Genomic DNA, 14,116 nt, shown 5'->3' with positions numbered 1-14,116 from the left:
CCGTCACAGCGCTTGCCGAGAGGCGTTGCCGGGCAAGGAAATCCGGCTCGCCCCCGGAGTGCCCAGCTGGCCGGCCAGCCACGGCAACGCGGTGGCGAAGGCCGTGCCGGCGGTCGGCCAGTCGTGGTGTCCGCCCTGGGCGACGACCGCGCAGTCGATGCCGTTGGCCCGGCCCAGCGCGCACAGCGAGGCGGCAGCGGCGGCCTGGTCACCCGGATCGGCGGCGGCCCGGCCCGCGACCGCCATCGCGGTGGAGTCGACGTCGCGGCGCGGTGACGGCGAGCCGGTCGAGGAGATCGCGAACCATCCGGACACGCCGGTGTAGCGGCCGTGGCGGGCGATCACCGTCGCCGGATCGAATGTCGCCCACGCGTCGGCACTGCCGTCGAACAGGTCGGCGATGGTCTGCTCCCTGGTTCCCGTGTTGGGGGTCAGGTCGCCGTCGATGTCGACGAACGCGCTGAACAGCGCCGGATGCATGACGGTCAGGTCCACCGAGCAGGTCCCGCCCATGGACCAGCCGACGATGCCCCAGCGGGACGGGTCCTTACTGACGCCGAAAGTCGAAATCATATAGGGCACAACATCTTTGGTCAGGTGGTCGGCGGCGTTGCCGCGGCTGCCGTTGACGCATTCGGTGTCGTTGTCCAACGCGCCGCCCGGGTCCGCGAACACCAGCACCGGCGAGTTGCCACCGTGGGCGGCCGCGAACGCGTCGACGGTGTCCACCGCATTGCCGGCGCGCACCCAGTCGGCGGGGGTGTTGACCATGCCGCCGATCATCAGCACCGTCGGCAGTTGCGGCGGCGGATAGCTCGCGAACCACGCCGGCGGTAGGTACACCAGCTCCTCGCGATGCTTGAAATGCGATGCGTCCTCGGGGATCTGCACCGGCACCAGGCTGCCGTGCGGCGGTTTGGCGCCCCGCGCCGCCAGTGTGGTGACGGTGGCCCTGTCGGTCTGGTCGGGCAGCGGACCGGAGGTGAACTGGCTCCACGCACTCTGCACGGTCTGGAAGTAGCCGACCCACTGGTTGAGCACCAGCAGCGAGCAGAGCAGGCACAGCGGTACGGCCAGGATGGACAGCCCGCGTCGCCACCACCGCGCACCGCGCCAGCCCAGGAGCAGGATCGCGATCGCCATGCCGGCCAACGCGATCCAGACGAACAGCGCCTGCGGGGCCCGCGTGCTGATGCAGCGGTGCGCCCCGACGGCCGTCGTCACCCCCAAAACCGCGGCGGACGGCAGCCACAACAGCCGCCAGCGCCACGACCGCCATCCGGCGGCCAGGCTCAGCGTTATCCCGGCCACGGCCTGGATCGCCACCGGCAGCCACCCATGCACCAGCGAAATGTGGTTGCTCGGCATGGCGATTCCTCCTCGGCGCATCGATGGTTCGGCTGAGAAGAGGATCGAATGCCGGCCTCGCGGAATCCTTGACGGATTCTTGGAGGCCGTCTGGGTGGCCCGCGGGCCGCAGCGCGAAGTCACCGCGTTGACTGTCACGCCACGGCGGCCGTTGTCAGCGTGTCGTCGCCGTCAGCGCACAGTGAATGCCGGCGGCGCAACGGCATTCACCGGGCGCCTAGACCGGGTCGAATTTGGTGATGAGCCACTTGCCGTTGACCTTGGTCAGACTCACCAGCACGCTGCTGGACGCCATCGCCGGGTCGGGGTTGTCCTTGCTGGTGGTGCTCTGGTCGACCAGCACCAGCACGACGGCCGAGTCCGGACGTAGATCCGAAACCGCGGCCCCCAACACCCGAGCGTTGGTTTTCAGCGATTTCTGCTTGGCGGCCGGAGCCACGATCTGCTCGGTGAATTGGTTGTAGTACGACAGGAAATCTCCGGACAGGTGCGACTTGGCGGCGGCGAAGTCCTTGTCGAGCGTGTCGGGCGAGTAGGACAGCAGCGCGACCGTTCCGTCGGACGCCGCATTGACCACCGCGCTCGCGACCCGGGCGTCAGTGCGCTTGTCCGGCAGGTACTCCTTGAAGTAGAGCCAGGCCGTCCCGGCGCCGGAAATCAGCAGAAGCGAAATCAAAACGATCGGAACAACTTTCACGTTGCGTCGCGCGCGGGGCCGACCGGGTTCGGGCCGGTCGGCAGAGTCGTCGGCGGCGTCGCTGCTGCGGTTGTCCTCGCTCATGGAACGAACTCCAGTTTGGACATCTTGTACTGTCCGCCCTCGTCGGTGACGGTCACCTTGAGCCGCCAGTTGCGCGGCTCGTCTTTGGCGCCGGCGGCGTTGGTGATCCGCGACGTCGCCGCGACGAGCACCAATGCGGAATTCCCGTCGATGGATTGCACGGCCGCCGCGTTCACGGTGCCCTGGGTGACCACCTTGGACTGCTCGACGACGGTGGTGAAATCCTTTGCACGCTGCTGGAAGTCGTCGCGGAACTGGCCGGTCGAGCTGTCGATCACCCGCTGGACGTCCTCCTTGGCCTTGTTGAAGTCCAGGGACGTCATGTTGACCACCCCTTGCCGGGCTGCCGCCAGGAAGTTCGCGATGCGCTGGTTGCGCTCGGAGGTTTGATGGCGCTCCCACATCATGTATCCGCTGGCGGCGACGAAAGCACAGATGAGGGCGATGACGGCCGCTTTCCACGCCACGGACCACGACGGCAACCGCAGGCGGCGCCGGGAGCGGGCCTTGGATTCCGATTCTGCGTCCTCTGCGGTTTCCTCGGCGGCTTCCTCGTTGGGCTCGGCTTCCTTGGCCGCCTCCTTGGTCTGCGCTTGCGTGGTCTCCGTGTCGTCGGCGTCGGTTGCTTCCACGCTGTCGGAGACCTCATCGTCGGTCTCCGCCGGCTCGTCGTCGGCCGCATGCTCGTCGGCTTCGGAGGTTTCTGCAGCGGCCTTCGCCGCCTGAGCCTGCGCTTCCCGCCGGAGCCGGGCGGCACGGGCGCGGGCGCGCGCCGCCGCGGCCAGCGCTTCGGCTTCGGCCGCTTCGGCCTCGGCCTCCTCGAGCAAGGCCTTCACGTCCTCGTCGGAGGTGGCCGAATCGTGCGGCGGCTTCTTCGCATCAGCCATGGTGCTCGCTGCCCGTCGCCCTCATGATCGACTGACTCCTATAGGTCTCACGCGGCTACCATCGCACGAGCGAGAACGGCCAACTGTTGCTGCCCCCCGGTCCGCCGCCGCAACCGGTGTCGAACGTCGAATCGACCTGACCCGACATCGTCGCCGGGTCCCACGAGTAAACATCGTGCGAGGGAAAGAACTGGACCACGCAGCGCACACCATCGGGAACGTCAACTGCCATGGTGTAGCGGCCGTTGGACAGATGTGCGTCCGACTTCCACCACGCCGCTTGTCCGTTCGGTTGCGGAATCGCTTCAACCGTCAGACATTCCGGTCCTCGATCGTAGCTGCAGGGTCTGATCGCCCAGATCCAGCTGTGGCCGGGATCCCGGGCCGTGTCCACCCGGTAGTTGCCGACCTGCATGTCGGCGTGCGCGGTCGGCGTAAGAGTCAACGCGGCGGTGGCAAGCGCAAGGCCCACGGCGAAAGGCTTCACCGATCCGTCTCCCATCTCTGCACAGGTTCGTGGCCCGAATATAAGGCGCGGTCACGCTGAACAGGGCCTACTCCGAAAAATCGCGACAGTCAACGGTTCGTCGAGACCCTAGTCGATGACGGCGGCCTCCTTGCGCTCGGTGATCGGCCGGGCGAGCTCCTGCTCGTCGCAGATGCGTTGCAGTTTCTCCAGCGTCTCGTCCAGTCCGGCGCCGATCCGGCGGCCCGGGGTGAATGTGGCCGGCAGCTTGCGCATGCCCTGGATGACGCCGATGGTCTCGTAGTGCACGGTGCCCTCGGGGTCGCAGCGGTAGTCCGGCATCCGGTCGAGCACCGCGATGAGCATCGACTTGAACACGGTGCGCGCCACGTTCGACCCGATGCAGCGGTGGATGCCCAGCCCAAAGCTGAAGTGCCGGTTGCCCTTACGGTCGAGGATCACCTCGTCCGGGTCGTGGAAGACCGCCGGGTCGCGGTTGGCCATCGCCCAGGAGATCCACAGCCGCTCGCCCTCCTTGAACACGGTGCCGTCGAGTTCGAAGTCCTCGGAGAAGGTCCGGCCGTCGCCGGGCGCCGGGGTGAAGTAGCGCAGGAACTCTTCGGTGGCGGGATCGAGCAGCGTTTTGCGTTCGTCGCTGAGCAGCTGTCGTTGTTCGGGATGCTCGGACAGCCATTCCAGCGAATGGGCGGTCAGGGCGGTCGTGGTGTCGAACCCGCCGCCGATGACCAGCCCCAGGTTGCCGAGGATTTCCAGGTCCGGCGCGGGTTCGCCGTCAATGCGCATCTGCAGCAGCGCATTCACGATGCCGGGGCGCGGGTTCTCGCGGATCTCGAGCATGTTGTTGACCATGTCGAGGCCCATCTCGCGGTGCATGGCGGTGACGCGCTCGATGTCGGGAGAGTGCTCGGGCGTGTAGACCGCGGCGTGCACCGGCTCGCTGTACATCTTCCACTTCTTCAGCGGAATGCCCAGCATCGCCAGCGTCAGGACGGCCGGCACGATGTTGGCCAGGTCGTCGACGAAGTCGATGCTGCCCTCTTCGATCTTCTCGTCCAGCGCGGCGCGGGTCACCTCGTCGATGAACGGCTCCCAGCGCTTGACCGCCGCCGGCGACAGGTACGGGTTGAGCACCGTGCGATAGATGCGGTGCTCGGGGTCGTCCATTTCCAGGATGCCGCCGCGCACTGCGCTGACGCGGCTGGCCGTGGGGATCGAAATGCCTTTGTAGCCACGGCGTTCGCCGTTGATGTCATGGTCGTTGGACACGGCGGGGCAACGGGCGAGTTCGAAGACCTCGTGGCTGCCGGCCGCCACCCAGTGCCCGCCGTAGGTGTCCGTCCACGCCATCGGGCACTTCGCGTGCATCTCCTCGGTGATCGCCTTGAACCGCGACCGATAGTCCGGGGAATGCCGGTCGAAGTGATACCGGTTCTTCTTGCGGTCGCTGTCATTGACGCCGTCGTCGACACTCAACGCTTCGTCTCCCTCGATGTCTGTTGGTCGGTGCCGGCTCAGGCGTCGTCGGTGATCATGATGGCCTGCTCCGGACACGATTGCGCGGCTTCGCGAACCTGGTCCTCGCGGTCGGCGGGCACCACTTCGTCGATCGCCGATGAACTGCCGTCGATGTCGCTGAGCTGGAACGAATCCGGGGCGATCATCGAACACAGGGTGTGGCCCTGGCATCGCTGCGAATCCACCCAAACCTTCACGGGCTGTCTCCTCTCACCTGGTGCTTGTTGCCGGGCGCCGCTGACCGATCCCCACCGCTCAGGTGTTGCGGCCGCCGTTGACGCCCAAGATCTGACCGGTGATGTAGCCGGCTTCCTCGGACACCAGGAATGCGCATGCCGCCGCGATGTCCTGGGGCGTGCCCATCCGGCGCACCGGGGTCCGGGCGATGGTCTCCTCGATGTCGCCCAGGAACCCGTTCTTCTCGGCGGCGCGCAGCATCGGGGTGTCGATGAAGCCCGGCGGCACGGCGTTGACCGTGATGCCCTTGGGCCCGTACTCCAGCGCCAACGACTTCGTGAGGCCGTTGACCGCCGACTTGGCCGCCACGTAATGACTCATGTAGGGCGCACCCGAATGGGTGCTCGACGAAGAGATGTTGACGATGCGTCCCCAGCCCGCCTCGATCATGTCGGGCAACACCGCTTGGGTGGTGTGGAAGACGCCATTGAGGTTGACGTCGATCACCCGCTGCCAGTCCTCGAACGTGATGTTGTTGAACTTCTTGAAGCCGTCCAGGCCCGCCGCGTTCACCAGCACCGTCACCGGCCCGAGTTGGGCGCGGATGGCCGACAGCGCGGCGTCCACCTGCGACCGGTCGGTGACGTCGGCGGTGAAAGCCAGCTCCGCATCCGACGGCCGCAGGTCGATGGAGGCGACGTTCAAGCCGTCGGCGCGCAACCGCTCGACGACGGCCAGCCCGATGCCGGATCCGCCGCCGGTGACCACCGCAGTCTTCATCTCGAGGCCTCTGCTCCGAAGGACGCCATTTCAGTCACAAAGAATCTCCCTTACAATTATGAGAACCTTACTCTCCGTTCGGAGCGGCGTGCAACACGCGCACAACACCGCGTCCAGCCTGCATGGAGAGGCCGGGATCCACAGCGTACGGCCGTTCGCGCCGCTGGTCAGCAGCTCGATCTCATTCCTGAGACTTTCTTGAATTATCGAAACTCGAATGTAAGATTCGCCGGGGAAGAGAATGAAATTATCGTGACCGCCACCACATCAGGGGGTACCGGAATGCCTGCCCAGGACACGGCAGAGCCCGTCACGGGGAGCTCAGCGACCGCCGCGACGGCCGACGCCGCGCCCGCCGCCCATGTCGACCGCCGGCTGTTGATCGACGGCCGGCTGGTCACCGCCGGCACGACATTCCCCTCGATCAATCCCGCGACGGGCGCGGTGATCGGGCACGCCCCCGACGCCGGCACGGCCGAGGCCGAAGCGGCCATCGCGGCGGCCCGCCGGGCATTCGACGGCACCGGATGGGCCACCGATGTCGAGCTGCGGATCCGCTGCCTCGACCAGCTGCACCGGGCGCTGCTCGAGCACGCCGACGAGCTGCGGGAGCTCACCATCGCCGAAGTCGGCGCAACCCGTGCGCTGACCCACGGCGCTCAGCTCGACGAGCCGATCGGAATCGTGCGCTTCTACGCCGACCTGCTGCGCAGCTATCCGTTCACCGAAGACCTCGGCGAGAAGGAGTCGCGCGGCCTGCGCCACCACCGCTGGGTGGAAAAGGAAGCCGCCGGAGTGGTGGGCGCCATCATCGCCTACAACTATCCGAACCAGTTGGCGCTGGCCAAGCTGGCGCCGGCGCTGGCCGCCGGCTGCACCGTGGTGCTCAAGGGCGCCCCGGACACGCCGCTGGTCACCCTGGCGCTGGGCGAACTGATCGCCAACCACACCGACATCCCCGCCGGCGTGGTCAACGTGCTCAGTTCGTCGGACCCGGCCGCGGGCGTCGCCCTGACCACCAGCCCGGACGTCGACGTCATCACCTTCACCGGGTCGACCGCCGTCGGGCGGGAGATCATGGCCGCCGCGAGCCAGACCGTCAAGCGCGTCTTCCTGGAACTGGGCGGCAAATCGGCGGCCATCATCCTCGACGACGCCGACTTCGCCGGCGCGGCCCTGTTCGCGGCCTTCAGCATGGTCACCCACGCGGGCCAGGGCTGCGCGCTCACTTCCCGGCTGCTGGTGCCCCGCTCGCATCACGACGAGATCGTCGAACTGATCGCGCAGAACTTCGCCAAGGTCCGGCACGGCGATCCGGCCGACCCCAAGACCTACATGGGCCCGCTGATCAACGAGCGGCAGCGCGACAAGGTCGACGGCATGGTCCGGCGGGCGGTGGCCGCCGGCGCCACCCTGGTCACCGGCGGCAAGCGGCTGGATCCCGGCTTCTTCTATGCGCCGACGCTGCTGACCAATGTCGACCCGGACAGCGAGATCGCCCAAGAGGAGATCTTCGGGCCGGTGCTCGTGGTGATCGCGTTCGACGATGACGACGACGCGGTGCGCATCGCCAACAATTCGATCTACGGACTGGCCGGCGCGGTGTTCAGCGGCGACCAGGAACGGGCGCTGGCCGTGGCGCGCCGGATCCGCACCGGATCCTTTTCGATCAACGGCGGCAACTACTTTGGCGCCGACAGCCCGTTCGGGGGTTTCAAGCAGTCCGGCGTGGGCCGCGAGATGGGGGTTGCGGGATTGGAAGAGTTCTTGGAGCGCAAGACCTTTGCCGTTGTCGCGGGGCCGGCCGAGGGGGCGCTCGCATGAGGCCGCTGGAAGGCATCCGCGTCCTGGAAGTCGCCATGTACGGGTTCGTCCCGTCGGCGGGCGCCGTGCTGGCCGAGTGGGGCGCCGAGGTGGTCAAGGTCGAGCACGCGGTGACCGGTGACCCGCAGCGTGGGCTCCGCCAGACCGGGATGCTGCGCGTCGAGGGCGATCCCAACCCCAACATCGAGCACGCCAACCGCGGCAAGCGCAGCATCGGGCTGGACATATCGGTGCCGGAGGGCAAGGAAGTGCTCTACGAGTTGGCCCGCCGCTCGGATGTGTTCCTCACGAGCTTCCTTCCCGCTCACCGGAAGAAGTTCGGCATCGATGTCGACGACATTCGTACGGTCAATCCGAAGATCGTCTACGCCCGAGGGAGCGCGCTCGGCCCCCGGGGCGCCGAATCGGAAAAGGGTGGCTACGACATGACCGCCTTCTGGTGCCGGGCGGGAACCGCTGCGACGATCACGCCCGCCGGCATGCCGGGAATGATCGCCCCGCCCGGACCGGCCTACGGTGACACCATCTCGGGCACCAACCTGGCCGGCGGGATCGCGGCGGCACTGCTCAAGCGGGAGCGCACCGGCGAACCGTCCGTCGTCGACGTCTCGCTGCTGGGCAGCGGTCTGTGGTCGCTGGGCCACACCGTCGCGCTGACCAATCATCTGCACCAGCGGCTGGAATCACCGCCGCCCGGAGTGCACGGCGCGCCGAACAATCCGTTGGTGGGGCTGTACACGACCTCCGACGGCCGCTATATCTCCTTCGTGATGATGCAGCCCACCAAGTTCTGGGCCGACGTGTGCCGGCATGTCGACCTGCCCGAGCTGGCCGACGACCCGCGCTTCGACACGGCCGAAAACATCGCCGCCAACACGGCGGACGCGGTGGAACTGCTGACCAAGGCCATCGCCACCCGGACGTTGGCCGAATGGACCGAGCGCTTCGCCACCCTCGCCGGGCCGTGGGCGCCGGTCCAGGACACCCTGCAAGCGGCCGACGACGCCCAGATCCGGGCGAACGAGTACATCGTGCGGGCGGGCGAGCTGGAGCTCGTCGCCAACCCGGTACAGTTCGACGTCGCAGCACCGCAGACCGGGCCGGCCCCCGGATTCGCCGAGCAGACCGACGAGATCCTGATGGAGCTCGGCCTCGACTGGGACCGCATCATCGAACTCAAGACGGCCGGCGCCGTCACCTGAGCACTACCGGACTGGAGCAGCCCTGACATGCCTGAGCGGACTGTCGCATGTGTTGGCACGCGGGTGCCTTACGCGTTTGCGCAAAGCGCCGAGCGCGCGATAACGGTTATGCATTTTTCGCTCCGCCTGGACGCGGCATGAGTCATAATCGCCGGACGCTTCAAGACGTGGAGCCCCTCGTTTTGCGGCGCCAACTCACGCGACAGAACGGAGGTCTGGCGTGAGCGAAGCAGCGGCCATCGGTGCCGAAAACCAGCTGCCCGCCGGGCATTTCGCCGTCGCCGGTACGAATTCACAGCCGTCAATTCTGCTGAATTTACCGCAGCCGTTGCCCAAGAACAAGACTGACGGTCTCGTAACGCTGGGGAGGGTCTGAGGCCGATGGCGGATTTGCGTGCCGAGCGATGGTCTACGGGGTTGCCCGCGCTGCGACTGAAGGTCGACGTGTCCGGGGCGATGCAGGCCGTCGGAGCCTTGTTCGCCATGTCGGCCGACGCGGTCAAGTACTTGTTTCGCCGGCCGTTCCAGTGGCGGGAGTTCCTGGAGCAATCCTGGTTCGTCGCGCGGGTGTCGTTGGCCCCAACCCTGTTGGTAGCCATCCCGTTTACCGTGCTCGTCAGCTTCACGCTCAACATCCTGTTGCGTGAACTGGGCGCGGCGGATCTGTCCGGCGCGGGCGCCGCGTTCGGTGCGGTCACCCAGCTCGGCCCGCTGGTCACGGTGTTGATCGTGGCCGGTGCGGGTGCCACCGCCATGTGTGCGGACCTGGGGTCGCGCACGATTCGTGAAGAGATCGACGCGATGGAAGTGCTGGGCATCAATCCGATTCAGCGCCTGGTGACGCCGCGCATGCTGGCTTCCGGTTTGGTGGCCTTCTTGCTCAACAGCCTGGTCGTCATCATCGGCGTCCTCGGTGGCTACGTCTTTTCGGTGTTTGTGCAAGACGTCAATCCCGGTGCGTTCGCCGCCGGTATCACCTTGCTGACGGGCGTGCCCGAGGTCGTCATTTCCTGTATCAAGGCAGCTCTTTTCGGCCTCATCGCCGGTTTGGTCGCCTGTTATCGGGGCCTGTCGATCACCGGTGGCGGCGCGAAGGCGGTCGGCAACGCGGTGAACGAAACCGTGGTGTATGCGTTCATGTCCCTGTTCGTCGTCAACGTGGTCGTCACGGCGATCGGCATCAAGATGACGGCGAAGTAGGAGGCTGTCGGTGGCGCTGAGGGCTGCATACCCACGACTGACCCGCCAACTCGAGCGGCCGGTCGCCCTGCTGGCGGGGATCGGCGATCATGCGCTGTTCTACGGCAAAGCGCTCGCCGGGATGCCCTTCGCGGCTACCCGCTACACGCGCGAGGTCGTCCGCTTGGTCGCCGAGATCAGCATGGGCGCAGGCACTTTGGCGATGATCGGCGGAACGGTGGTGATCGTCGGCTTCCTGACGCTGGCAGCGGGCGGCACGCTGGCCATTCAGGGGTACACCTCGCTGGGAAACATCGGCATCGAGGCGCTGACCGGCTTTTTGGCCGCGTTCATCAACGTGCGCATCGCGGCGCCGGTGGTCGCCGGGATCGGGCTGGCGGCCACCTTCGGCGCCGGCGTGACGGCTCAGTTGGGCGCCATGCGGATCAACGAGGAAGTCGATGCGTTGGAGAGCATGGCAATTCGGCCGGTTGCCTACCTGGTGAGCACCAGGATCCTGGCCGGGATGCTGGCGATCACGCCGTTGTACAGCATCGCCGTGATCCTGTCGTTCGTGGCCAGTCAGTTCACCACGACGTTCCTGCTGGGGCAGTCACAGGGTTTGTACCAGCACTACTTCAACACGTTCCTGAACCCCATCGACTTGTTGTGGTCCTTCCTGCAGGCGATTTTGATGGCGCTGACCATCCTGTTGATCCACACGTACTACGGCTATTTCGCTTCCGGCGGGCCGGCCGGTGTCGGCAACGCCACCGGCAACGCGGTGCGCACGTCGCTCATCGTCGTGGTGTCGGTGACGCTGTTGGTCTCGCTGTCTATCTACGGTACGAACGGCAACTTCAACCTTTCCGGTTAGCAGAGGAGGTGAAACGGCAGTGACGCAGAATGTGCCAGCCGGTCGCGGCGCGATCGCCGGTCGACCCCCGCGGCCGGGCCATGCCCACCCGCCCGCGGGGCGGAATTACCTGCCGCCCCTGCTCGGACTGGCCACCATCCTCATCATCGGCCTGATCTTCGCCGTGGCGGTGGGCCTGTTTCAGGGTTCGTTCACTGAAACCGTTCCGGTGACGGTGATTTCGCAACGAGCCGGTCTGGTCATGAACCCGGACGCCAAGGTCAAGATGCGCGGCGTGCAGGTGGGCAAGGTCGCCTCCATCGAATCACTGCCCAACGGCCAAGCGGCCATTCACCTCGCGATGGACCCGTCGCAGATGCACTTCATCCCGAGCAACGTGCTGGTCGACATCGCGTCGTCGACGGTGTTCGGCGCCAAGTCGATCCAACTGGTGGAACCCGCCCAACCCTCGGCCCAGCGGCTGCGCGCCGGTCAGACGCTGCAGGGCCAGCACGTCATGGTCGAGATCAACACGGTGTTCCAGGAATTGGTGTCGGTGCTGTCGCACATCGACCCGCCGAAACTCAACGAGTCCCTGGGTGCGCTTGCCCAAGCGTTCAGTGGGCGCGGCCCACAGCTGGGCCAGTCGCTCAGCGACCTGGATTCGTTCCTCGCCCGGCTGGAGCCGAGCCTTCCCGCGTTCCGCCATGACCTCTCCGTCCTGCCGACGGTGTCGAACGCCTATGCCGACGCGGCGCCCGACCTGGTGAAGACCGCGGCCAACGCGACCCGGATCAGCAAGACACTGGTCGACGAACAGCACAACCTGGACGCGCTGCTGATCAGCGCGATCGGCTTGGCCGACATCGGCAATGACGTCTTGTCGACGAACCGCCAACCGCTGACGAACGTGCTGCATCTACTCGTGCCGACGACCGATCTGACCAACGAGTACGCGCCGGCGCTCACTTGCAGTTTCGGCGGGCTGATAACCATCGCGCACGGTCCGCCGCTGTCGGAACCGAGCATCAACATCTCGGCGAGCCTCACCTGGGGCGGCGAACGCTATCGCTACCCGACGAACCTGCCCAAGGTCGCGGCCACCGGCGGCCCCAAGTGCATGGGCCTGCCGACCCTGCCGTTCAACACCAACCCGCCGCAATTCATCACCGACATCGGGGCCAACCCGGTCGGATACGGAAACCCGCAGCTGCTGATCAACTCCGATCTGCTCAAACAGCTGTTGTACGGGCCGATCGCGGGCCCGCCGCGCAACTCCGCACAGGTGGGGATGCCCGGATGAGAACACGCGCCACACTGATCAAGTTCGCCGTCTTCGCGGTTGTGATGGCGATGCTGACCGCCTTCCTGTTCTTCATCTTCGGCCAGTACCGCACGGGTGCGACGAACGGCTATTCGGCGGTGTTCACCGACGTGTCGCGGCTCAAGCCGGGGCAGTCGGTGCGGGTCGCCGGGATCCGGGTGGGCACGGTCAACAGCGTTTCGTTGCAGCCGGACAAAAAGGTCGTGGTGAAGTTCGACGCCGACCGCAACATCGTCCTCACCGAGGGCACCCGGGCGGCGGTCCGCTACCTCAACCTGGTCGGCGATCGCTACCTGGAACTGGTCGACGGTCCGGGCTCGCCCAAGCGGCTGCCGGCCGGCGGTCAGATCCCCGTCAGTCGCACCGCGCCGGCGCTCGATCTCGACCTGCTGCTCGGCGGGCTCAAACCCGTTACCCAGGGCCTGAATGCGCGCGACGTCAACGCGTTGACCTCAGGACTCCTGCAGGTCTTCCAGGGGCAGGGCGGCACTCTCGACTCGCTGTTCACCAAGGCGACGTCGTTCTCGAATGCCCTGGCCGACAACGACCAAACCGTGCAGCAACTGATCGACAACCTCAACATCGTGATCGGCACGATCTCCAAAGACGGCAAACAGTTTTCCGGCGCGGTCGATCGCCTCGAGCGTCTCGTCAGCGGACTGTCCGATGACCGCAACACCATCGGTTCCGCCATCGACGCCCTGGACCGGGGAACCGCCTCGCTGGCGGATCTGCTTGCCCAGGCGCGGCCGCCGCTGACCGGAACCATCGATCAGTTGAATCGGCTGGCGCCGATTCTCGACAACGACAAGGACCGCCTCGACGCGGCAATTGGCAAGGCGCCCAAGAACTATCGCAAGCTGGTTCGGCTCGGCGCGAACGGCGCCACCATCCCCTACTACCTATGCATGTTGGAGCTGCGCGGCACGGACCTTCAGGGCAAGACGGTGCGAGCTCCCATATTCCGTTCAGATGCTGGAAGGTGCACGGAACCCTGATGCTCAAGTATCGCGGATCTGGGCTCGTCAAGGCTGGGCTCATCGGTGTCGTCCTGGCGGTGATGGTGATCCTGGTGGGACTGTCGCCGGACCGGTTCATCGCGTGGGCGACCATGGTCAGGTACCAGGCGCTGTTCACCGAGGCCGGCGGCCTTGCCACGGGCAATCCGGTGGTGGTGTCGGGAATGAAGGTCGGCACCGTGTCGGACGTGAAGCTGCATCGCGGCGACGCCCTGGTGACCTTTGCGCTGAAGGGCAACATCCTGCTCGGGTCGGAGACCACCGCGCACATCCGCACCGGGACGCTGCTGGGTGAGCGGATGCTGACGCTGGAGTCCGCCGGCACCGGCACCATGCACCCGATGGCACTGATTCCGGTGTCGCGCACGTCGTCGCCGTACTCGCTGACCGAAGCGGTCAGCGACTTGACCACCGACACCGCCGGGACGAACACCACGGCGCTGAACCAGTCTTTGGACACGCTGGCTGCGACGCTCGACCAGATCGCACCCCAGATGGGGCCGGCCTTCGACGCGCTCACCCGCTTGTCGCGAACCCTCAACAGCCGCAACAAGAACCTCGGCGAGTTGTTCAAGAGCGCCGGCGATGTCACCGGACTCTCAATGAAGATGTCAAGCCGCCGACTTGGTGATCGGGGGTGATTCGGGTTGCCAGGTGCGGTTGTCACGGATGAGGGCGTAAAGGACGTTGGTACGGCGTCGCGCCAGGCAGAGGGTG

Annotated in this window: 14 protein-coding genes and 1 pseudogene; 8 read left to right on the top strand and 7 right to left on the bottom strand. The window is 66.4% G+C overall.

What is annotated here, in order from left to right:
- Window positions 1-3 precede the first annotated feature (3 nt).
- From H7I87_RS04365 to H7I87_RS04335, 7 genes are all read right to left on the bottom strand, one after another.
- The gene (locus tag H7I87_RS04365; protein WP_009975053.1) at window positions 4-1,368 is read right to left on the bottom strand and encodes an alpha/beta hydrolase; all 1,365 of its coding nucleotides are present in this window, start codon (window positions 1,366-1,368) and stop codon (window positions 4-6) included.
- Window positions 1,369-1,585: 217 nt separating this feature from the next.
- Window positions 1,586-2,149: a hypothetical protein gene (locus H7I87_RS04360; RefSeq protein WP_009975055.1), complete on the bottom strand. Its 564-nt coding sequence runs from the start codon at window positions 2,147-2,149 to the stop codon at window positions 1,586-1,588.
- Window positions 2,146-3,036 (bottom strand): Rv1363c family protein, encoded by an 891-nt coding sequence (locus H7I87_RS04355; RefSeq protein ID WP_009975056.1) that lies wholly within the window; start codon window positions 3,034-3,036, stop codon window positions 2,146-2,148. The genes H7I87_RS04360 and H7I87_RS04355 overlap by 4 nt, the downstream gene beginning before the upstream one ends.
- Window positions 3,037-3,091: 55 nt before the next feature.
- Entirely contained in the window at window positions 3,092-3,538 is a 447-nt protein-coding gene (locus tag H7I87_RS04350) for a hypothetical protein (protein ID WP_016705575.1), read from the bottom strand.
- 93 nt (window positions 3,539-3,631) lie between these two features.
- Entirely contained in the window at window positions 3,632-4,996 is a 1,365-nt protein-coding gene (locus H7I87_RS04345; protein ID WP_009975059.1) for a cytochrome P450, read from the bottom strand.
- 38 nt (window positions 4,997-5,034) lie between these two features.
- Entirely contained in the window at window positions 5,035-5,235 is a 201-nt protein-coding gene (locus H7I87_RS04340; RefSeq protein WP_003872980.1) for a ferredoxin, read from the bottom strand.
- Between the two features lie 58 nt (window positions 5,236-5,293).
- Window positions 5,294-5,995 carry an SDR family NAD(P)-dependent oxidoreductase gene (locus H7I87_RS04335; protein WP_003877305.1) on the bottom strand — a complete coding sequence of 234 codons (702 nt, stop codon included), beginning with the start codon at window positions 5,993-5,995 and terminating at the stop codon, window positions 5,294-5,296.
- Between the two features lie 252 nt (window positions 5,996-6,247).
- Between H7I87_RS04335 and H7I87_RS04330 the strand changes: the two genes are divergently transcribed.
- The 8 genes and pseudogenes from H7I87_RS04330 to H7I87_RS04295 all read left to right on the top strand — a co-directional run.
- On the top strand, window positions 6,248-7,819 hold the full coding sequence (locus H7I87_RS04330) for an aldehyde dehydrogenase family protein (protein WP_011723851.1): 1,572 nt from the start codon (window positions 6,248-6,250) through the stop codon (window positions 7,817-7,819).
- A complete protein-coding gene (locus tag H7I87_RS04325; protein WP_011723852.1) occupies window positions 7,816-9,021 on the top strand; it encodes a CaiB/BaiF CoA transferase family protein in 1,206 nt (401 codons plus the stop codon). Before H7I87_RS04330 ends, H7I87_RS04325 begins: the two co-directional genes overlap by 4 nt.
- A gap of 220 nt (window positions 9,022-9,241) precedes the next feature.
- The gene (locus tag H7I87_RS04320; RefSeq protein WP_155251434.1) at window positions 9,242-9,397 is read left to right on the top strand and encodes a hypothetical protein; all 156 of its coding nucleotides are present in this window, start codon (window positions 9,242-9,244) and stop codon (window positions 9,395-9,397) included.
- 5 nt (window positions 9,398-9,402) lie between these two features.
- Window positions 9,403-10,221, top strand: coding sequence for an MlaE family ABC transporter permease (locus H7I87_RS04315; RefSeq protein WP_011723853.1), 819 nt, complete (start codon window positions 9,403-9,405; stop codon window positions 10,219-10,221).
- A 10-nt stretch (window positions 10,222-10,231) separates the two neighbouring features.
- Window positions 10,232-11,077, top strand: coding sequence for an MlaE family ABC transporter permease (locus H7I87_RS04310; RefSeq protein WP_011723854.1), 846 nt, complete (start codon window positions 10,232-10,234; stop codon window positions 11,075-11,077).
- 19 nt (window positions 11,078-11,096) lie between these two features.
- The gene (locus tag H7I87_RS04305) at window positions 11,097-12,359 is read left to right on the top strand and encodes an MCE family protein (protein WP_009975065.1); all 1,263 of its coding nucleotides are present in this window, start codon (window positions 11,097-11,099) and stop codon (window positions 12,357-12,359) included.
- The gene (locus H7I87_RS04300; protein ID WP_009975066.1) at window positions 12,356-13,378 is read left to right on the top strand and encodes an MCE family protein; all 1,023 of its coding nucleotides are present in this window, start codon (window positions 12,356-12,358) and stop codon (window positions 13,376-13,378) included. Before H7I87_RS04305 ends, H7I87_RS04300 begins: the two co-directional genes overlap by 4 nt.
- Window positions 13,378-14,019, top strand: a pseudogene (locus H7I87_RS04295) (MlaD family protein); the annotation flags it as partial. The gene H7I87_RS04300 and the pseudogene H7I87_RS04295, both read left to right, overlap by 1 nt.
- Window positions 14,020-14,116: the final 97 nt, after the last annotated feature.

Source organism: Mycobacterium timonense (assembly GCF_025821985.1).
GTDB lineage: Bacteria > Actinomycetota > Actinomycetes > Mycobacteriales > Mycobacteriaceae > Mycobacterium > Mycobacterium avium.
This window is presented reverse-complemented; position numbering and strand designations above follow the sequence as displayed.

Excerpts from the sequence above, each read along its gene's own strand:
- H7I87_RS04360 (WP_009975055.1), bottom strand. The coding sequence starts at position 2,149 with ATGAGCGAGGACAACCGCAGCAGCGACGCCGCCGACGACTCTGCCGAC.
- H7I87_RS04365 (WP_009975053.1), bottom strand. The coding sequence starts at position 1,368 with ATGCCGAGCAACCACATTTCGCTGGTGCATGGGTGGCTGCCGGTGGCG.
- H7I87_RS04350 (WP_016705575.1), bottom strand. The coding sequence starts at position 3,538 with ATGGGAGACGGATCGGTGAAGCCTTTCGCCGTGGGCCTTGCGCTTGCC.
- H7I87_RS04355 (WP_009975056.1), bottom strand. The coding sequence starts at position 3,036 with ATGGCTGATGCGAAGAAGCCGCCGCACGATTCGGCCACCTCCGACGAG.
- H7I87_RS04325 (WP_011723852.1), top strand. The coding sequence starts at position 7,816 with ATGAGGCCGCTGGAAGGCATCCGCGTCCTGGAAGTCGCCATGTACGGG.
- H7I87_RS04315 (WP_011723853.1), top strand. The coding sequence starts at position 9,403 with ATGGCGGATTTGCGTGCCGAGCGATGGTCTACGGGGTTGCCCGCGCTG.
- H7I87_RS04335 (WP_003877305.1), bottom strand. The coding sequence starts at position 5,995 with ATGAAGACTGCGGTGGTCACCGGCGGCGGATCCGGCATCGGGCTGGCC.
- H7I87_RS04300 (WP_009975066.1), top strand. The coding sequence starts at position 12,356 with ATGAGAACACGCGCCACACTGATCAAGTTCGCCGTCTTCGCGGTTGTG.